At 40.5% G+C, this 19,915-nt stretch carries 21 protein-coding genes; 8 read left to right on the forward strand and 13 right to left on the reverse strand.

Going from position 1 to position 19,915, the window contains the following annotated elements; all coding sequences use genetic code 11:
- Position 1: 1 nt before the first annotated feature.
- From AC27I2_RS06785 to AC27I2_RS06800, 4 genes are read right to left on the reverse strand one after another with little or no spacing between them, the layout of a single operon-like run.
- A complete protein-coding gene (locus AC27I2_RS06785; protein WP_058405824.1) occupies positions 2-448 on the reverse strand; it encodes a DUF4426 domain-containing protein in 447 nt (148 codons plus the stop codon).
- 60 nt (positions 449-508) lie between these two features.
- The gene (locus AC27I2_RS06790) at positions 509-1,042 is read right to left on the reverse strand and encodes a YggT family protein (protein ID WP_058405825.1); all 534 of its coding nucleotides are present in this window, start codon (positions 1,040-1,042) and stop codon (positions 509-511) included.
- A gap of 26 nt (positions 1,043-1,068) precedes the next feature.
- Positions 1,069-1,890 (reverse strand): pyrroline-5-carboxylate reductase, encoded by an 822-nt coding sequence (proC, locus tag AC27I2_RS06795; RefSeq protein WP_058405826.1) that lies wholly within the window; start codon positions 1,888-1,890, stop codon positions 1,069-1,071.
- Between the two features lie 17 nt (positions 1,891-1,907).
- Positions 1,908-2,621 (reverse strand): YggS family pyridoxal phosphate-dependent enzyme, encoded by a 714-nt coding sequence (locus AC27I2_RS06800; protein ID WP_487203827.1) that lies wholly within the window; start codon positions 2,619-2,621, stop codon positions 1,908-1,910.
- A 2-nt stretch (positions 2,622-2,623) separates the two neighbouring features.
- On the opposite strand from AC27I2_RS06800, the gene AC27I2_RS06805 reads away from it, so the two are divergent.
- Together AC27I2_RS06805 and AC27I2_RS06810 are read left to right on the forward strand one after the other, a co-directional pair.
- The gene (locus AC27I2_RS06805) at positions 2,624-3,664 is read left to right on the forward strand and encodes a type IV pilus twitching motility protein PilT (RefSeq protein ID WP_006793191.1); all 1,041 of its coding nucleotides are present in this window, start codon (positions 2,624-2,626) and stop codon (positions 3,662-3,664) included.
- A gap of 9 nt (positions 3,665-3,673) precedes the next feature.
- Positions 3,674-4,804 (forward strand): PilT/PilU family type 4a pilus ATPase, encoded by a 1,131-nt coding sequence (locus AC27I2_RS06810; RefSeq protein ID WP_010556578.1) that lies wholly within the window; start codon positions 3,674-3,676, stop codon positions 4,802-4,804.
- A gap of 70 nt (positions 4,805-4,874) precedes the next feature.
- Here the strand turns inward: AC27I2_RS06810 and ruvX are convergent, their stop codons facing one another.
- The 6 genes from ruvX to AC27I2_RS06840 all read right to left on the reverse strand — a co-directional run bounded on the left by ruvX (position 4,875) and on the right by AC27I2_RS06840 (position 9,414).
- A complete protein-coding gene (gene ruvX / locus AC27I2_RS06815; protein ID WP_058405828.1) occupies positions 4,875-5,324 on the reverse strand; it encodes a Holliday junction resolvase RuvX in 450 nt (149 codons plus the stop codon).
- Between the two features lie 128 nt (positions 5,325-5,452).
- Positions 5,453-6,010 (reverse strand): YqgE/AlgH family protein, encoded by a 558-nt coding sequence (locus AC27I2_RS06820; protein WP_058405829.1) that lies wholly within the window; start codon positions 6,008-6,010, stop codon positions 5,453-5,455.
- Between the two features lie 124 nt (positions 6,011-6,134).
- Positions 6,135-7,085 (reverse strand): glutathione synthase, encoded by a 951-nt coding sequence (gshB, locus tag AC27I2_RS06825; RefSeq protein WP_219422302.1) that lies wholly within the window; start codon positions 7,083-7,085, stop codon positions 6,135-6,137.
- A gap of 76 nt (positions 7,086-7,161) precedes the next feature.
- Positions 7,162-7,896 (reverse strand): 16S rRNA (uracil(1498)-N(3))-methyltransferase, encoded by a 735-nt coding sequence (gene rsmE, locus AC27I2_RS06830; protein WP_487203828.1) that lies wholly within the window; start codon positions 7,894-7,896, stop codon positions 7,162-7,164.
- Positions 7,897-7,970: 74 nt separating this feature from the next.
- A complete protein-coding gene (locus AC27I2_RS06835; RefSeq protein WP_058405832.1) occupies positions 7,971-8,447 on the reverse strand; it encodes a hypothetical protein in 477 nt (158 codons plus the stop codon).
- Between the two features lie 73 nt (positions 8,448-8,520).
- The gene (locus AC27I2_RS06840) at positions 8,521-9,414 is read right to left on the reverse strand and encodes a DUF350 domain-containing protein (RefSeq protein ID WP_058405833.1); all 894 of its coding nucleotides are present in this window, start codon (positions 9,412-9,414) and stop codon (positions 8,521-8,523) included.
- Positions 9,415-9,491: 77 nt separating this feature from the next.
- On the opposite strand from AC27I2_RS06840, the gene glnE reads away from it, so the two are divergent.
- Positions 9,492-12,284, forward strand: coding sequence for a bifunctional [glutamate--ammonia ligase]-adenylyl-L-tyrosine phosphorylase/[glutamate--ammonia-ligase] adenylyltransferase (gene glnE, locus AC27I2_RS06845; RefSeq protein ID WP_487203829.1), 2,793 nt, complete (start codon positions 9,492-9,494; stop codon positions 12,282-12,284).
- A 102-nt stretch (positions 12,285-12,386) separates the two neighbouring features.
- Here glnE and AC27I2_RS06850 read toward each other — a convergent pair whose 3' ends face one another.
- The 3 genes from AC27I2_RS06850 to tolC all read right to left on the reverse strand — a co-directional run bounded on the left by AC27I2_RS06850 (position 12,387) and on the right by tolC (position 15,369).
- Positions 12,387-12,959 (reverse strand): toxin co-regulated pilus biosynthesis Q family protein, encoded by a 573-nt coding sequence (locus AC27I2_RS06850; RefSeq protein ID WP_058405835.1) that lies wholly within the window; start codon positions 12,957-12,959, stop codon positions 12,387-12,389.
- 44 nt (positions 12,960-13,003) lie between these two features.
- Positions 13,004-13,930 carry an LpxL/LpxP family Kdo(2)-lipid IV(A) lauroyl/palmitoleoyl acyltransferase gene (lpxL, locus tag AC27I2_RS06855; protein ID WP_138529101.1) on the reverse strand — a complete coding sequence of 309 codons (927 nt, stop codon included), beginning with the start codon at positions 13,928-13,930 and terminating at the stop codon, positions 13,004-13,006.
- Between the two features lie 98 nt (positions 13,931-14,028).
- Positions 14,029-15,369 carry an outer membrane channel protein TolC gene (gene tolC / locus AC27I2_RS06860; RefSeq protein WP_487203830.1) on the reverse strand — a complete coding sequence of 447 codons (1,341 nt, stop codon included), beginning with the start codon at positions 15,367-15,369 and terminating at the stop codon, positions 14,029-14,031.
- 151 nt (positions 15,370-15,520) lie between these two features.
- Here tolC and AC27I2_RS06865 point away from each other — a divergent pair, with 151 nt between their 5' ends.
- From AC27I2_RS06865 to parE, 5 genes are read left to right on the forward strand one after another with little or no spacing between them, the layout of a single operon-like run.
- Positions 15,521-16,159, forward strand: a complete 639-nt coding sequence (locus AC27I2_RS06865) for an NUDIX domain-containing protein (protein ID WP_138529097.1) — start codon at positions 15,521-15,523, stop codon at positions 16,157-16,159.
- A gap of 33 nt (positions 16,160-16,192) precedes the next feature.
- Positions 16,193-16,651 carry a DUF1249 domain-containing protein gene (locus AC27I2_RS06870; protein ID WP_058405839.1) on the forward strand — a complete coding sequence of 153 codons (459 nt, stop codon included), beginning with the start codon at positions 16,193-16,195 and terminating at the stop codon, positions 16,649-16,651.
- The gene (locus AC27I2_RS06875) at positions 16,638-17,423 is read left to right on the forward strand and encodes a metallophosphoesterase (RefSeq protein WP_138529095.1); all 786 of its coding nucleotides are present in this window, start codon (positions 16,638-16,640) and stop codon (positions 17,421-17,423) included. Before AC27I2_RS06870 ends, AC27I2_RS06875 begins: the two co-directional genes overlap by 14 nt.
- The gene (locus tag AC27I2_RS06880; protein WP_058405841.1) at positions 17,408-17,968 is read left to right on the forward strand and encodes a YqiA/YcfP family alpha/beta fold hydrolase; all 561 of its coding nucleotides are present in this window, start codon (positions 17,408-17,410) and stop codon (positions 17,966-17,968) included. The genes AC27I2_RS06875 and AC27I2_RS06880 overlap by 16 nt, the downstream gene beginning before the upstream one ends.
- 42 nt (positions 17,969-18,010) lie before the next feature.
- Positions 18,011-19,900, forward strand: a complete 1,890-nt coding sequence (gene parE, locus AC27I2_RS06885) for a DNA topoisomerase IV subunit B (protein ID WP_487203831.1) — start codon at positions 18,011-18,013, stop codon at positions 19,898-19,900.
- The last annotated feature ends 15 nt before the right edge of the window (positions 19,901-19,915 follow it).

The following is a 19,915-nucleotide window of genomic DNA, read 5'->3' on the forward strand; positions in this document are numbered from 1 at the left end:
ATTATTTATCTACGTAAAATTTTTGCTGAAATTGCAATGTTTGAAATTGATTATTTTGCTGTATTTCAATTTCAAAGCGCAGTATTTCTTCGTTTGTAAAGTCGACTTGGGCAAGATAATAAACTGACTCACCTTCAATTACTTCTTTAAAGTTTAGCGTTTGTTTATTACCAAGTAGGTTTCTAGCTGTGCCAGATAACGTTGCCTTTTGAGCTGTGTTCTCTGGATTGTTTTTTAACACAGAAATATTAACAATTCCTTTATAGCCACTGCGTTCAAGCCCATATGCTTTGGCGATTTGTGGCTGAATAAAGGTTGATGGAAAGGCAATGTAATGTACTTGCCACGGACCTAATTCTTTATATTGCCCGCCCAATGTTTGTTCGCTGTGTGCGTTAAACGCGAGTGTTAAACAAGCAATAAAACAAAATTTAATTAACCGATTCATTGTTCACTCCAAAAAATATAAAAAAGAGGCCATAAGGCCTCTTTTGCTAAAAACAAAAACTTAGGCTAAAAAGTCCATCAACAGCATTTGTAAAAATTGAATACCAATAATTAATACAAGTACTGATAAATCTAAGCCGCCCATTGGTGGAATAATTTTACGAAGTGGCTTAAGCATTGGCTCAGTAAGTTGATGGAAAACCGCTTCAATAGGGTTATAACCTTGGCTTACCCAGCTTAAAATTGCGCGGATAATTAATACCCAAAATACCAAGTTTAAGCCTTCTTTTAATACGGTAATTAGGGCTTGAATAAACACCGGTTGTGCAGCCCATGCGCCGTAAATTACCAACATTAAAGTACTAATTTTGGCAATAGCTACAATAAATGCCAGCAATAGTGAGGCTAAATCAAGCCCCCCTAACCCGGGTATAATTTTACGCAAAGGGTTAACTGCAAACGACGTTGCTTTAACCACAAATTGGCTCATTGGGTTGTAAAAGTCGGCTTTTGCCCACTGTAGCCAAAAACGCAGCAGTACCACCATCAAAAACAAATCAAACAGGGTACTGATTAAAAATTGCATGGCATTCATAGTGTAACCTTCAATAAAAAGTAGTTTTAAAGTTCTTTTTCCATTTGCATCGCTCGAGCAATGCACGCATCCATGGCATCGCCAACGGTTTTAGTTAAGCCTTCGTCTTTTAAGTGCTCAACTGCGGCATGTGTAGTACCGCCTTTAGATGTTACGTTTGCGCGTAGCTGAGAAATACTAATTTCTGGTTGGCTTAACGCCATTTCGGCAGCGCCAAGTGCTGTTTGTTGTACTAAGCGACGGGCATCTTCATCATTAAAGCCCAGCGCTTTAGCTTTTTCTTCAATGGCTTCCATAAATAAGAAAAAGTAAGCTGGTGATGAACCTGTTACTGCGATGATGTCGTTAATCTTTGCTTCTTGGTCAACCCACACCACAATGCCAGTGCACTCGAATACTTGCTGAACAAATTCATGTTCTTGGTGCGTTTCGCCAGCACCAAATAAGCCAGACACGCCACGCCCTAGTAAAGACGGTGTATTTGGCATGCAACGTACAATTTTTACATCTTGCCCTAACATTTCGCGCAAACGGCTTACTGTTAAACCAGCAGCTACTGAGATAAATAGTTTATCACTGAAGTCGATGCCCGATTCTTGAAACGATTTACATAGGTCGCCCATCATTTGCGGCTTAACAGACAAAACAATTACATCAGCATCGCGTAGGGCTTCGTTATTGTCACTGGTGGTTTGCACCTTGAAATCGGCTGCTACCTTTGCAAGCTTTTCTTGGTTGCGGTTAGTCGCAATGATGTTATTTGCGTCAAAGCCGTTTTTTACCATGCCACCAATAATAGCGTAGCTCATGTTACCTGTGCCTATAAATGCGATTTTTTTATCTGACATAAATCTGTTTTTACCTTTTAAGTTCGTGTTCCAAAAATGTCGGTTCCAATCCTCACCATAGTTGAGCCTGCACTAATTGCGGCTTCAACGTCATTACTCATACCCATAGATAGAGTGTCTAACTGTGGATATTGGGCCTTTAGTTTATCAAAGCAAGTTTGTAATTGCTCAAAATATTGAATTTGCGTACTTGGGTCGTCACTTTTTGCGGGAATAGCCATCAAACCACGCAACATTAGCAGGTCACATTGGCTAATAAATTCAGCAAGACTGGCTATGTCATCGGGATGACAACCTGATTTAGCCTCCTCGGCGCTAATATTTACTTGAATAAGTACATTCAGAGGTTGTTTAGTGGTTGGACGCTGAGCATTAAGCCGCTTGGCTATTTTGATCCGATCAACGCTTTGCACCCAATCAAAATTTTCTGCTACTAAAGCACTTTTATTTGATTGAATAGGGCCAATGAAATGCCAAATGATATCGCTATATGAGTGCAGTTGAGCTATTTTATCTACAGCCTCTTGAACATAAGACTCACCAAACTGGCGTTGGCCATGATTATAGGCAGCAACAATATCGTCGCTAGGTTTGGTTTTAGACACCGCCAGCAAGGTTATTTCATCTTTGCTTCTGTGTGTATTTTTTGCTGCGTTTGCAATTCTTGCATAGGCGCAAGTGAGTCGTTCTGCTATTGTAACCATATAATTATCAGCCAGTTGTGGAGTCATAAATGGATATTACCGAATTATTAGCGTTTAGTGTGCAACACAATGCATCCGATTTACATTTATCGTCGGGTGTTTCACCTATGATACGCGTAGATGGTGATGTTCGCCGCATTAATATACCAGCCCTTGCAGATAAAGACGTAAACAGTTTAGTTTACGATATTATGAACGATACTCAGCGCAAAGACTACGAGCAAAACCTTGAAGTGGATTTTTCGTTTGAAGTTCCCAATCTTGCGCGTTTTCGTGTTAATGCCTTTAATTCAAACCGCGGCCCTGCGGCAGTATTTCGTACTATACCCAGTGAAGTATTAACACTTGATGATTTAGGCGCGCCAGATATTTTTAAAACAATATCTGACAACCCACGCGGATTAGTGCTTGTTACTGGGCCAACGGGTTCGGGTAAATCAACAACACTTGCGGCTATGGTTGATTACATAAATCAAAATAAACATCACCATATTTTAACGATTGAAGATCCAATTGAATTTGTTCACGATAACAAGTTAAGTCTAGTCAACCAACGTGAAGTACATCGCGATACGCACAGTTTTTCAAACGCATTACGCAGTGCTCTGCGTGAAGACCCGGATGTTATATTAGTGGGTGAGCTTCGTGATTTAGAAACTATTCGTTTAGCAATGACCGCTGCGGAAACTGGTCACTTAGTGTTTGGTACGTTGCATACAACTTCAGCACCTAAAACTATTGACCGTATTATTGATGTATTCCCTGGTGAAGAAAAGGCAATGGTACGCTCTATGTTGTCAGAGTCATTGCGAGCGGTTATTTCGCAAACACTCCTTAAAAAAATTGGTGGCGGGCGAGTGGCAGCCCATGAAATTATGATAGGTGTACCTGCCATACGTAACTTAATTCGTGAAGACAAAATTGCACAAATGTACTCGTCTATTCAAACTGGCGCCTCAATTGGAATGCAAACAATGGATCAATGTTTAACAAATTTAGTTAACCGAGGCATTGTTACCAACACCGCAGCGCAAGCTAAAGCGCAAGACAAAACACAATTTGGTGGTTAAGGAATTATCATGACTTTATCTTTAAACCGTTACTTAATCACTATGATTGAGAAAAAAGGCTCTGATTTATTTGTATCTAGCCGTTTACCTGTGAGTGCAAAAATAAACGGTGAATTAATTCCTTTAGGCGACGACAAACTCACTGACGAAGAGTCTCTACAGTTGGTTGAGTCTGCGATGAGCGAAAAACAAAAAGCAGAGTTTCATGCTACCAAAGAATGTAACTTTGCTATTGCAACGGATGAAGGGCGCTTTCGTATTTCAGCGTTTTGGCAGCGCGATAGAGCGGGTATGGTTATTCGCCGAATTGTGACACAGATCCCCGATGTCAGTGATTTGGGCTTACCCTCTACACTCACCGACGTCATTATGGCAAAGCGTGGGTTAGTTTTGTTTGTTGGTGGAACAGGAACCGGTAAGTCGACCTCATTAGCCGCCTTAATTGGATACAGAAACCGAAATCAACGGGGCCATATTTTAACAATCGAAGATCCTATTGAGTTTGTTCATGAGCACCGTAAAAGTATCATTACCCAGCGCGAAGTAGGCCTTGATACAGATAGTTTTGAGTCAGCGCTTAAAAGCTCATTACGTCAAGCTCCTGATGTTATTTTAATTGGTGAAATACGTTCGCAAGAAACCATGGAATACGCATTAAGTTTTGCTGAAACGGGTCACTTATGTGTGGCTACACTGCATGCCAACAATGCTAACCAAGCAATCGACCGTATTATGCATTTGGTGCCAAAAGAAAAACACGACAAGCTAAAATACGATTTAGCACTTAACTTACGCGCCATTGTAGCGCAACAATTAATCCCCACCTCTGATGGTGACGGCCGCGTTGCCGCCATAGAAATATTGCTTAACTCACCGATGGTGGCAGAGCTGATTAAAAACGGCGATATTGGCGGCATTAAAGAGGCTATGGCTAAATCTAATGACATGGGCATGCAAACCTTTGACCAAGCCCTTTTTGAGTTATACAGGCAGCAACGTATTAACTATGCAGACGCATTGCATCATGCTGACTCACCAAATGATTTACGCTTGATGATTAAGCTGCGCAATAACGAACAACAAGGTGCAGGGTTTTTACAAGGTGTTACCATAGATGGAATGGGAGATGACGATAACTAATTTGTTATTTTCATTAAAAAACGCGACTTTTAAGTCGCGTTTTTAGTATTTAACAACCCTAATTGCAGTGTTACTCGCCGTAAAATGATTCAAAAAAACTTTCTAAAATAATTACCGCAGACATATTATCTACATTTCCTTTACCCAGATTTTTATAACCACCTTGCTCAAATAAACGGGCTTTTGCATCTGCGGTTGTTAGGCGTTCATCTTGTGTTTGTACAGGAATGCCATAGTGATTATGTAATCTATTAGCGAACTTTTTAGCTTTAAATGTCACCTCTTGTGAAGTGCCATCCATGTTTAGCGGTAAGCCGACCACCATTAAATCTGGCTGCCATTCGTCTACTTGCACTGCGATATGATCCCAGTTTGGAATACCGTCTTGTGCTTTAACTGCTTTGAGACTTGATGCGCTGCCAGTGAGTTCTTGCCCCACGGCAATACCGATACTTTTGGTGCCAAAATCAAACCCCATTACTGTGCGTTCGCCTTGTGGCTTAAATGTTCTTTTTGTCATTGATAATGTTTTACTTAGGCTGATTTTCAAGCCGTTATGTTAAAGGTTTACATAAAAAAATTCACTTGTAATAGCGTATCTATTTTCAAGTGAATTTATATTATGAACTTAATTTAGAGAGGGTATATTTACGCATGCCCTGCTTCAGGGCTGAGTTGGCTTATATCAAAGCCAAGCATCGAAACGGCTTTTTCCCATCGCTTTTCAGCGGGCGTGTTAAAAATAATAGCCGGGTCAGCTTCTATTATAAGCCAACTGTTATCAAGCAGTTCTTGTTCTAATTGACCCTGTTCCCAACCTGCATACCCTAAGGTGATAATAAACTGCTCGGGGGCATGCGACGTCGTTAAGCTTGCAAGCACATCTTTAGAGGTTGTGATCATAATGTCACTGCTTAGTTTTTGACTTGAGGTATACCCGAGTTTTGGGGAGTGAAGAACAAATCCTCTGTCAGTTTTAACTGGGCCACCGGCAAATACTGCCACTTTTGCAGCTTGCTGGGTTTTGTCGTTGTCTATTTCTATTTTATCTAAAAGCTCACCAACGGTAACATCAATAGGTTGGTTGATTACCAACCCCATAGCCCCATCTTCATTGTGCTCACAAATATAGGTAACGGCACGTTTAAAAAAAGGGTCTTGCATCGACGGCATTGCGATTAAAAAATGATTTTCTAATGATTGCATAGATTTCACCCTTTTAGTTTATGAATACTATTTGAACTTTGAGTATGGCATAGATATATACATAGCGTATAAAAAGTCCATTAATGGCATGAAATACTTATATTAATGGACTTTCTTGTGGTGTTTATTTAGCGAGCTTGCGTTCAATTGCGTCAAATAAAATACCGGTAATAGATATATCATAAGCGGCTTCAATTTCACGTACGCAAGTGGGAGCCGTTACGTTAATTTCGGTGAGCTTGTCGCCTATAATATCTAATCCTACAAACACTAACCCTTTTTCTTTAAGTGTAGGTGCAACCGCTTGTGCAATTTTTAGATCTGATTCGCTAAGTGGACGCGCTTCACCACGACCGCCTGCAGCAAGGTTTCCACGCGTTTCACCATTTTGTGGAATACGCGCTAAACAGTATGGAATTACCTCGCCATCAACAACCAATACGCGTTTATCGCCTTGTGTGATCTCTGGCACATAATTTTGCACCATCGCAAAGCGGCTGCCATGCTCGGTTAGGGTTTCGCAAATAACACCTATGTTTGCATCATCATCTTTAACACGGAAAATTGAAGCGCCGCCCATACCATCTAGTGGCTTTAAAATAATGTCTTTGTGCTGTGCTAAAAATTCACGAATTTGTTTTTGGCTGCGCGTAACTAAGGTATCTGGCGTGTGTTCGCTAAACCATGCAGTAAATAGCTTTTCGTTAGCATCACGTAAGCTTTGTGGTTTATTGATAATTAACGTGCCTTCATCTTCAGCGCGTTCTAAAAGGTACGTTGCGTAAATGTACTCCGTGTCAAAGGGTGGATCTTTACGCATTAAAATTACGTCAAGATCGGCAAGTGCAATGGTGGTTTTTTCTTCCAGCTCGTACCATTTTTCTTGGTTGTTGAATACACGCGCTTTTGCTGCGGTGGCGTACGACTTACCTTTACGAAGTGATAAATCATTCATCTCCATGTAGTAAATTTCGTAGCCACGCGCTTGCGCCTGCATCATCATTGCAAAACCGGTGTCTTTTTTAATGTTAAACCCACTAATAGGATCTGAAATAATACCTAATTTAATTGCCATGCGCTGTGCCTTAATCTATGTGTAATTGCTACTAGAGTTTACTAATAGCTTTGATATGAGGGTGTTTTTAGCTATTTCAATTAGCTAAATCGCCAAATTGCAGCTGTAATGCACTTAAGACCGTTAAAGCGGCGGTTTCAGTTCGCAAAACACGTGGGCCTAAACGAATATCAACAAATTCTTGTTGTTTAGTTTGTGCTATTTCTTCGTCAGTAAAGCCGCCTTCTGGGCCAACTAAAAAACGAACGCCATCTTTGGGTACCGTAATGGTTTTAATGCTGTGCTCTGCGCGAGGGTGAAGCGTGAGTTTTATTGCGTTGGTTGATTGCTCAAGCCACTGCTTTATGTCTATAGGAGGGTGAACAACCGGCACATAATTACGCCCCGATTGTTCGGCTGCTGCAATCGCTATTTTTTGCCATTGTTGATGCTTTTTAGCAAGGCGGTCGCCAATGAGTTTTACACCACAGCGCTGACTAAAAATAGGGGTGATTTCAGTGATACCTAGCTCAACTGACTTTTGAATTGTAAAATCCATTTTGTCACCACGCGATACACATTGACCCAAATGAATTTTTAATGGTGATTCAACATCGTGAGGATTAAATTGCTGCGGCATAACCACCACATTTTTTTTACTTACTTCAATAATTTCACTGAGGTATTCACCGCCTTCACCGTTAAAAATAGACACATGCTCGCCTACTTTCATACGAAGTACTCTGCCTATGTGGCCAGCTGCATCGTCATCGAGTGACACGGGAGTGTTAAGTGTAATAGAAGACGCTTGGTAAATATGAGGAACTCGCATGTGCTTTCACTTATAAGTTGGCGATAAAGTTATATATCGCTATGGTAAGTAAGCTGCGAGCTAGGTGCAATTATTTATTGTTTATTAAGTAATTCTGTTAACTCAATTATATCAACAGAGGTATCGGCTATGTCGGTATGACAAGATAAGTGATTTGAAAAACCTTCGTCTGTTACAGGGCTAAAGGCAAAACCGCTTTCATCTTGAGTGACTAAAAAACGTTTGTCATGCAATGAGTTATAAATAAATCGTTGTTTTTCATCAGCCAGTAAATAATCTGTTTGATTAAACAATACGCCCTGTATATCGTGATGCTCATGCAAGTAGCTGGCAAGTTCCGAAACGCTAATTTCGTTTTCAAAATCGCAATAGCAGTAGTCTTTAATGAGTTCATCAAACATCATTTTAACTAACTGGCGGGTGTTGGCCCCTGCAATTACTAGGGTGCTAGGGGCACCTCGCTTTGCACTATCAAAATAGTGACCAGCAAACGCTCTGCTAAACTCGTTATCTATATCAATTAATAGATAGTTAGTAACTTCAAATGGCATAATGTCCCAGTGCAATTAAGCAAAGTGTTATGTAAGCAGGTTTAGTGTAAGCCCAAGCGAAACATTTTTAATGTTAAATAGAAAACATGCTAATTAGTAAATAGCCTATTGCACAAAAAACGGCAAATTCAATACACGCTATACCTATGTTGTCTTGGTGATCAACTTCAAGTGCAGCATCAATATTAGGTAGCGATATTTTTTTTACAACAAATGTTAATGCATATAAGAGTATCCACATTACACCGCAATGCATTACCAGTGTAAACAGGTTTTCAACCATTTTACCGTTTTGAAACGTTGCACTTGATAAACCCGCATAGGACGCAAGTGCTAAACCAATTGATTTACCAGCATATCGAATACCAATTGAGGTGTTTTCTAAATTAAAATTACTTTGTAAAGACGCACCTTGATTGGCTTTTGCAAAGCGATGTTCACGAATTTTACTATCAAGTGCAAACATTCCTTGCAGTAAAAAAAAGCTAACTAACGCGATTAATAAGTTACTAAAACCTTGAGTGTGGGTCCATGTATAAATACCGAGTGTCATAATAAAGTTAGCTATTAACATGCCTGAATCAACCAATGCGGCGCATACATTTTGTTTTAAAATAGCGGCTTCTTCATTAAAGCGATGCAATATCCATTTTCGGTGAATTAAGTGTCCCACTTTTATAAATGAAAATAACAGTACAATTAATACAGCCACTTTAAGTGGATTGGACTGTGCGGTGTTGACACTTATTTCATCAAACAAAAAGGCAATGGTTGCAATAACAACCGAAATCTCTGATGCAAAGTTGATCCCCATAGCAAAGTTATCATGCTGGGCTAATTCATCTTTAAGCGCTTGTTTTAATTTAATTTGAGTTATTATTCTTAATAAAAAAATAGTTAAGCAAATAACAGCAAAACTAATAGTAATCGCAACAAAACTAGTGTTAGATAAAGATAAATATGACATGGTTATCCTAATTAGAGTTAACCTTTAAGGTTTTAATCATTCTAGTACGGTTACTGATGATATAAAAGAGAGGATTGATGAGTAACGTAATACAACTTCCTATTCAATTACAAAAACTTGGCCTGCAGCGTTATGAACAGCTTTACCCGCAGCACACGATAGAAAATGAAGTTGTAAGGTTATTAGCGTTAAGCGACTTTGCTTGGCGCTGTATTCAGTCGCAGCCGGATTTAAAAAGCGGGTTACTATGCGAAGCAGAAATTAAAAGCAGAGACATACCTTCTCCCTTTGAAAACTTAACATTGTCAGATATAAACGAAGCACAATGTCATCAGATACTTCGTAAATATCGTGAAAAATACTGGCTAAAAGTCGCTTTTCTAGATTTATGTTGTCACAACCCGATTGCAGATAGCATTGAATATATTAGCCTACTTGCAGATAAATTAATCCAAAGCGCTAACGAATGGGCGCACGCGCAAGTAGCCGCACTCAATGGTGAGCCTTTAGATGAGCAAGGACACGCTTTGCCTTTAATGGTGCTTGGTATGGGCAAGTTAGGCGGTAAAGAACTTAACTATTCTTCCGATATCGACCTTATTTTTGCATACCCTCGCAGTGTTAAAACTCAAGGCGGCCGAAAAAGTATCGAGGCGCAGGTGTTTTACACAAAAGTAGCCCAAAAGCTAATAGCTGCACTTAATCAAACCACAGGGGATGGACAGGTATTTAGGGTCGATATGCGCCTTAGACCGTTTGGTGAAAGTGGCCCGCTGGTCATGAGCTTTAACGCCATTGAAGATTATTACCAAGAGCAAGGGCGTGATTGGGAGCGTTATGCCATGCTCAAAAGCCGTTTAATTGGTACGCCTAATCATTACTGGGATGAATTTAATCAATTACTTAAACCTTTTGTATACCGGCGCTATATTGATTTTTCGGTGATTGAATCGCTTCGTAAAATGAAACTTATGATTGCGCAAGAAGTCCGCCGTAAACGTTTAACCAATAATATAAAATTGGGGGCTGGCGGGATTCGAGAAGTTGAATTTATTGTTCAAGCACTGCAAATGGTGCGCGGTGGGCGAGAGGCTAATTTACAAACGCAATCGTTACTCAATGCGTTAAACCAATTAGCGTTAAACCAAGTTATTGATGATAGCGAAGCAAAAGAGTTAAAAAGTAATTATCTTTATTTACGAAAAGTAGAGCAATACCTGCAAATATTTGACGATCAACAAACGCAAACTCTGCCAGATGATGACATAAACCAGCAGCGGTTAAATTACTTATTAGCAAAGCCAGACTTTGCTGCCTTAGTAAACGACATAGAGCGGGTAATGGGGCAGGTGCATAATGAGTTTATACAGGTAATAGGGGAAGAGACCGAGCCGCTAGATACCAATGAAGGCGCCTTTATAAGTGCGTGGGATCATGGCGATGTTAGTTTTTTAAATGAGCCTAAAGACGAATGGCAAGCTCCTTTACAAGACTTTAAGCTTCGTTTGTCTAAAGTCAAAGTAGGAAATAGAGGGCGTGAAATACTCGACAAACTCATGCCTGCCATGCTTAAACAGCTGAGCGACTTTAATGCCAGTGCAAGCGTATTTAGTACTGTGTGCCAAATTCTTAATAAAATTATTTCCCGCACGGCTTACTTAGAGTTGCTCTATGAAAACCCAGGCACGTTAAAGCAGTTGGTTTCTTTATGCTGCCACAGTAAGTGGATTGGCGAACATATTTCTCGCTATCCTATTTTACTTGATGAGTTAATTGACCCTGCCGTGCTTTATAAGCCAACACCATTAAGCGCCTATAAAGACGAGATTCGTCAGTATTTTTTACGAATAGAACACGACGATTTAGAGCTACAAATGGAGTCGTTGAGGCAATTTAAGCAAACTCATCAATTACGTATTGCCGCAGCAGATGCAACCGGTGTTCTTGATGTAATGAAAGTAAGCGATCACTTAACTGCATTGGCAGAAGCTATAGTTGAGCAGGCGGTAAATATTGCATGGCACAACACAGTAAAGCGCTTTGGTATGCCGCCCAATACCGACCACGAGCATAAAGGCTTTGCCGTTATTGCCTATGGTAAAACGGGTGGTTTTGAAGTGGGCTACGATTCAGATTTAGATCTTGTGTTTGTGCATAATCACGATGGTTCTAGTCAAACCAGTGGCGATAAAGCAATTGATTCACGCCAGTTTTATTTAAAGCTTGCCCAACGTTTAATGCACTTATTTAATACGCGAACGGCATCGGGTATTTTATATGAGTTAGACACGCGTCTTCGCCCTGAAGGTGCCTCGGGGTTGCTTGCTATCAATTTAGAAAGCTTTAATCACTATCAACAAACACAAGCGTGGACATGGGAGCATCAAGCGCTGGTTCGTGCTCGTATTATTTTAGGTCAAGATGAGTTAGCCGAGCGCTTTTCACAAATTCGTAAAAATATACTTTGCCAGTCGCGTGAAACGGCTATGTTAAAAGATGATGTCATTAAAATGCGAGAAAAAATGCGCGGTCACCTTGCTAAAGGCAACAGCCAGCAATTTGATTTAAAGCAAGATGCGGGTGGCATGGCCGACATTGAATTTATTACGCAATACCTTGTTCTTAAAAATGCACATGATAACGAGCAGCTAAGTGTATTTTCTGACAATGTAAGAATACTGACTGATGCTGCTAAAATAGGGAGTATTACAAAAGAGCAAAAGCAGCAGTTAATTAAAGCGTATATTGACTACCGTTCGTGCTACCACGTATTAAGCTTAAATCAGCAAGGAAAGCTAGTTGAACGCGAACAGTTTTTACAAGATATAACGAATGTAACTGCAATTTGGAAAGCGGTTTTTGAACTGTAGTGATATGGATTTTTTAATCATATTCATTCGCTTTGTAAGCAAATAAGTTTTAGTGATGTGCTTATGAAAAAAATCACGCAAAAGCGTGATTTTTTATACAACTCAAATATTGAGTTTTAAACAGTTAGCGCGCACATATTCAGAGGGTAACTCAGTTATAACAGCCGCTCTTTGCTTATTACAAAAGTAGGTATAGACCTCGTGTTCAAAGTCATCATTTATAGCTCTGCCCACTTGGTACAGGGCTGAGGTGAAATTACTGTCGACCCTAAAATGATCTTTAACGACATAGTCTTTACTTAAGTACCAATAAAGCTCAATACCTTCACTTTTAGCGTATTCAATTAAAACATCTTTTAATGTTGAACCGTTTTCGAAGCGTCTAGGCTCCACACTCCCTGTCCAACTCGCCGGCATGGGGGTAACAGTGCGCGTGCGCTCAGCTAAAACTCTATCGACAGTTTGATCTGGTTTTTTTAAACTCAAAACGTATTGATCGCGTTCTTTGTTGCTTTTAACTTGATTTCGAATAGAGGCGTAAAAGCGGGATAATCCTTCGGCAGCAGCATTTTTAGATTCTTTTAAATCCAATGTAGGCACATTTCCCATTAAAAAATAGGCCGCAAGTGCTATTAATATTACCGCAAATGACAAATATCTAATCCAAAACCACATTACAACGACCACCCTTATTTTTTCTTATTATTGTTATACCATTACTACTTGTAAAATGAAGGAGTATTTTTATCAGGTCGTGTTTTAAAGCGGCGGTGAAGCCACATATATTGCTCTGGCGCTGCATTAATTGAGAGCTCCATGCGTTGGTTTACGCGTGTAACATCGGCTTTGTCATCACCGCTTGGGAAGTTTTCAAGCTCTGGGATAATTTCTAAATGGTACTTTCCATTTTCGTCTCGGCGGGTAATTAAGCTCATTGTTTCGCAATTTTTACTGCCAGCAAACATCAGCGTACCGGTCGTGGTTGCGGTATCTTGTACAGCGTAAAAAGGCACAAATTCGCAGCGGTTACGGCCGTAGTCTTGATCGGGTAAGTAGTAACACACCTTTTTATTTTTTAACGCTTTTAGTAAGCCTTTTACGTCTTTTTTACCGACCAAATATTCATTGGAGCGAAGGCGACCATTAGTCGTAAAGTATTCCATTAACGGGTTATTGTGCGGGCGATAAAAACCAACGCCCATGCAGCCTAATCCCATTAATCGGCCTGCCATTTCAAGGTGTAAAACATGGGGTACTAATAATAAAACCCCTTTGCCAGAGCGCTGCACTCGCTCAAAGTGTTCAAGCCCTTTTAAAGACCCTAACGCTTTTTGTGCACGCCACTTTGGCCACCACCATGCCATTCCGGTTTCAACCATCGCAATGCCAGTGTTTTCCATATTTTTTAGCACTAATGATTTTTGATCTTCGTCACTCATTTCAGGAAAGCAACGTTTAATGTTTACTTCGGCGATGTGTCGGCGGCGTTTCATGTATTTATGAACTAAACGGCCAAGTAGTTTGCCCAAGGCTAATTGAAGTTTTTGCGGAAGCCAAGAAATTAGGTATAAGAAAAAAACGCCAATCCACGTCAGCCAGTATCGAGGGCCTAAAAAAGATGCTTTAAAAGGAGATGAGGTGACCACAAAAATTGCTCTAAAATTAAAAACGCTAGTTTAACGCTAAGCGCTGCAAAATACAAAAAGCCAGCATGTAGCTGGCTTTGTATGTGTTTTGTGACTGTTTATGCTGCTTTTAAACCCTGATTTATAGCTGCTAGGTCTTTGCTTGTTAGTGTACCCGCCGCTTGCTTTAAACGCAGAGTAGACAGCACATAACGATAACGTACATCAGCAAGGTTACGCTTAGCATTGTATAGATTTCGTGTGCTTACAAGTACATCAACAATTGTACGTGTGCCTACTTCAAAGCCTGCTTCTGTTGCTTTTAAAGCACTTTGGGCAGATACAACAGCTTGCTCTAGCGCTTTATAGGTTGCTATGTCAGACACTACTTGATTGTAAGACGTAATAACCGTGCGGGTAATTGCGCGGTAATTGGCTTCGTAATCTTGGCTAGCAGCAACGTAAAATGCACGTGCTTGATCGGTAGCTGCAACTGTTGCACCCCCAGAGTATAGAGGGAGACTAAAGTTAAGCCCTACTGAGGCAGAATCTGCACGAGGTGTTTTAGTTAGGCTTGTACCATTTATATCTGTATCTGTTAAAGAGTCGCCATAACTTGCGTTTAGAGTCAGTTTTGGATAGTGCCCCGCCCTTGCCAGTTTAATTTGATCTTGCGCTATATCTACCGTTACTTTAGCAACTTGCAAGCTAATATTTTTATCTTTAGCCATATTTAAAAAGTCGCTAGAGTCTCGAGCAGGCTTAGTGGTAGAAAATGTCTCTGTGTTTAAAAAGTCTAACTTTGCGTGGTATTTACCCGTAATTTCTCGTAGTTGCTCACGCGCTGTTTCTACTGAGTTATTAGCAATAATTTCTTGTGCAACTGAATTGTCGAACTGTGCCTGTGCTTCGTGTACATCGGTAATTGCCGTTAAACCAACAGCGTAACGTTGTTTAGTTTGTTCAAGCTGGCGCTCGATGGCGCGTTTTTCTGTTTTAATAAACTCAAGGTTATCAATAGCACTTAAAACGTTAAAGTAGCCTTCAGCAACGCGAACAATTAAGTTTTGCTTAGCTGAATCGTATTGAGCGTTTGCTTGCAAAGCTTGTTTATCTGCAATGTCTAATGAGTTCCATGCGCCTAAATCAAACAAAGTTTGGCTTAAGCTAAGGCCACGTGTGAACTGCTCAGAGTCACTTTCAACTTTTTCGTCCGCACTTTCAAAAGAGGTTGAGTCACTTTTTGTGTAACCCATTGTTAAACCAATTTGCGGCAATAATGCAGCCATTGCAGTATCTACTTGATAAGATTGTGCATCTGCTTGGGCTTTTGCTTTTAAAACGGTAGGATCGTTGGCCGTTGCAATTTCAAAAACTTGTAGTAAATCTTCAGCGTTTGCTGCTGTTGTGCCTAATGCGCATGATAAACTAACTAGCGCCGCAAGAATGTTCTTTTTCATGTGTTGTTCGGTCCTTAGACAATTTTTATACTAAAACCATGGTAACCTGTTTTACGTAATAACTAAAAATAAAAAGAGTAAAACAGTGCGTCGAAATGTAACAGAATATATTAACGTACTTCAAAGTTTTTAATAAGTAGAGGATGCTTACGTGCCAGATAAAAAACTTGTTCAGTTTACGCATAAAGATGTCAGCGTAAAGCCGGTTAAAAATTTGTATAAAGGCTTTTTTCAGGTTGATTTGTATCAGTTTGAACACGCCTTGTTTGCGGGCGGTAAATCAAAACTTATTAGTCGCGAGATTTTAGAGCGTGGAGACGCCATTGCCGTGCTGCCTTACGATCCGGTGTCAGATACTGTGCTTTTAATAGAGCAAATACGTATAGGGGCTATTAAAAGCAAGCATTCTCCCTGGCTGCTAGAATGTATTGCTGGCATGACTGATGGCAGTGACGATTATGAATCGGTAGTAAAAAAAGAGGCGTATGAAGAGGCTGGGCTTAATTTAACAGAACTTGAATTTATGCTTTCGTATCTTTCAAGCCCCGGTGGTACAACAGAGCGACTACATTTGTACCTTGCACGAGCCGATTTAAGTAAGGTTGAATCTGGTGTGTATGGCCTTGAAACCGAGGGTGAAGATATAAAAACTCACGTACTTAGCGTTGATGATGCACTAACTCGCCTCAATAACGGTGAAATGGATAATGCCGCAACGGTTATTTGTATGCAGTGGCTTGCGCTTAACCATGAAAAAATGAAACACAAGTGGACAGACTCTTCTTCATAGCCGCAAATGGGCTAACAGTATAATGGTGGTATTTTGACAGTACAATTAGCAACAAATCGATATATCCAAAGCCTCCCAAAGTATTTAACGCTTTGTGAGCACAATTACTTACGACTTTTAAAATTATTACCGCCTGAGCGAACGGTTGGCAACAGCCGAGAAGTAAAGCTGGGCAGCAGTGAGTTTGCGACTAAAGTTGATGGTAGTGCAAAATACACCATGGATATTTCGATTAAGCAGCTAAGCGGCATGCTAAAAGGGATTGCACCGCTTTATTTAACGGTTAGGTTGTATCACGATGCTAAAGTGGCTGAAATTATTCATCACGATTATCATCAGCGCATTAAGCCTTCTTATGGTTATCCTAATCCCAAAATGCATCAAAAAGATGAAAAGTACCAACTTAATGCATTTTTATACGACTGGCTTGTCGCCTGTGTAGAGCATGGACAAGCAACATTAAATTGGGATGTAAACAATGGCTTGGTTTGATGACCCTTATCGCATTGATAAATCGTCGCTACGCATAGCACACATTACCGATTGCCATTTATTTTCTGATAAAACGGGTGAGTACTTTGGCGTAAATACCGCACATTATTTTGTACATGCGCTGGCTCATATGGCTAAACAATCCCTTGATTTTGTAATATTTGGCGGCGACCTTACGCAAGATCACAGTGCAGAGTCCTATTTTTTGTTTAGTGAGCTTATTGAGCAAAGCGATTTAACGTGCCCTGTTTTTTGGGTGCCGGGTAATCACGATGACATCATGTTACTCAACAGAATGAGTGGTGGGCAAATAAATCGCGCTAAACATATAGTCGCAAATGGCGTTGAGTTATTACTTATTAATTCAAAAGGGCCAACCCCTGCAGGGTGGGTGAGTGGGGCACATTTGGACGAAATGACCGAGCGCCTTATCGCATCTTCTAGCCCCAAAATAATATTTTGCCACCATAACCCACTCCCCATTAATGGCTACTTAGACAAACACATGCTGGAAAACGGGCCACAATTACTTAATATATTAGTTAATAGCGAAAACGTTTTTGGTTTGTTTCACGGCCATGTTCACAATGAATACATGCAAACATTTAGAACGCTCCCCATCTACGCGACTCCTGCCAGCTCGGTACAGTTTAAAAAACACAGTCCTGATTGGATACAACAAGACATAGGGCCAGCATACAGGCTGATATGTATAAGCACGAAAAAAGATAATATAAGCACAGATATGGAAGTAGTATGGCTAAACGGGTAATCTATATTCATGGTTTTAATAGCTCAGATAAATCATATAAAGCTGTGCGCTTTGGCGAGCTTATGGCACACTATGACGTTGACTATTTTGTACCGTGCCTAAACCATGAGCCCATACAAGCCATCATAGCGCTTGAGCAATTACTTACACCTAATACTGTTTTATTAGGAAGCTCATTAGGTGGATTTTTTGCCACGTATTTATCGCAGCGTTATCAAATTCCTGCAGTGGTTATAAATCCCGCGGTTGCGCCATATAGTTTATTAAAGCCGTTGCTTGGTTTAAATTATAATCCGTATCAAGATTATCATTATGAATTGAATAACAGCCACATAGCGGCTTTAAAAGCATTGGCTGTAGATGACTTAAAACACCCTGAATTGCTGTATTTATTACAGCAAACAGGCGATGAAGTATTAAATTTTCAGCACGCAGTAAATTATTATTCGCAATGTAAACAAAGGGTCGAGTTTGGTGGCGATCATAGCTACCTTGGTTTTGAACAAACCTTTGCAAGTATTGTAGATTTTCTTAAAATCACGTAAAACTAGTTAAGCATAGCCTTAGCGCATATAAAGATAAAAACTATGAGTGATCAAAATTATAACGCCGAAGCCATTGAGGTACTCAATGGATTAGATCCGGTAAAAAGACGCCCTGGGATGTACACTGATACTGTACGTCCAAACCATTTAGGCCAAGAGGTTATCGATAACAGTGTCGATGAAGCTATGGCGGGTCATGCAACTAAAATTGAAGTAATTCTACACGAAGACAATTCGCTTGAAGTCAGTGATGACGGCCGTGGTATGCCAATCGATATTCACCCAGAAGAGGGTATTCCTGGGATAGAGCTTATTTTTACTAAGCTGCATGCCGGTGGTAAATTCTCAAACAAAAACTACCAGTTTTCAGGTGGTTTACACGGGGTAGGTATTTCGGTTGTAAATGCATTATCTACACGTGTAGAAGTAACCGTTCGCCGCGATGCACAGCAATATAGAATGGCGTTTGAAAACGGCGATAAAGTTGAGGATCTAAACGTTATAGGCACTGTCGGTAAACGCAACACCGGGACTACCGTGCGCTTTTGGGCCGATGCCAGCTATTTTGACTCTGCTAATTACTCCATAACCAAGCTTAATCATTTATTGAAAGCTAAAGCGGTACTTTGCCCAGGTTTGCGTATCAAATTTGTTAATAAACAAACAAAAGAAACCCAAGAGTGGTTTTACGAAACCGGCTTAAAAGATTATTTAATTGAAGCGGTTAAAGGTTTTGAAACGCTGCCACAAGACCCATTTGTAGGTGAGTTTAAAAGCGCTATTGAAGGCGTAGATTGGGCCGTAGTATGGCTGCCAGAGGGCGGTGAATCTATCGCTGAAAGCTACGTAAACTTAATCCCCACTGCGCAAGGCGGCACGCATGTTAATGGTTTACGCCAAGGCTTACTTGAAGCCATGCGAGAGTTTTGCGAATTTAGAAACTTATTACCTCGTGGTGTAAAGCTTACCCCAGACGATATATGGGAGCGCTGTAGTTATGTGCTTTCGGTTAAAATGCAAGACCCTCAGTTTGCAGGCCAAACAAAAGAAAAACTATCTTCACGCACGTGTGCGGCGCTTGTTTCGGGCGTTGTAAAAGATGCATTTAGCCTTTGGTTAAATGAACACACAGATACAGCAGAGTTGTTAGCTGAACTGTGTATATCTAATGCACAAAGTCGTTTAAAAGCCGCTAAAAAAGTAGTGCGTAAACGCGTAACAGCAGGCCCCGCATTACCGGGTAAACTTACCGACTGTAGTGCAGCCGATAACGACCGCACCGAACTATTTTTAGTAGAGGGTGACTCTGCTGGTGGCTCGGCAAAACAAGCCCGTGACCGTGAATTTCAGGCAATTATGCCTTTGCGTGGTAAAATTTTAAATACGTGGGAAGTAGAGTCTGGGCAAATACTAGCATCACAAGAGGTGCATGATATTTCGGTTGCTTTAGGTATCGACCCCGACTCAGCCGACATGAGTGGGCTACGCTATAATAAAATTTGTATTTTGGCTGATGCAGACTCTGATGGTCTTCATATTGCCACTTTGCTGTGCGCCTTGTTTGTTCGTCACTTTCCGCAGTTAGTAAAAACGGGTCATGTATACGTAGCAATGCCGCCATTATTTAGAATCGATATTGGTAAAGAGGTATATTACGCCCTTGATGAAGAGGAAAAAACAAGCATCTTAGCGCGTATTGAGGCAGAGAAAAAACGCGGTAAAGTTAACGTACAGCGATTTAAAGGATTGGGTGAAATGAACCCACTGCAGCTTCGCGAAACCACCATGGATCCAAACACCCGACGCTTAGTTCAGTTAACACTGGATGAAGAGGCACAAACTATGGAAATGATGGATATGTTGCTTGCTAAAAAACGTTCACCAGACAGACGCCAATGGCTTGAAGATCATGGTAATAAGGCGCAAGTATAATTACTGGTGTTTGTC

The sequence above is a fragment of the Pseudoalteromonas sp. NH0006-46 genome (genome assembly GCF_057547735.1).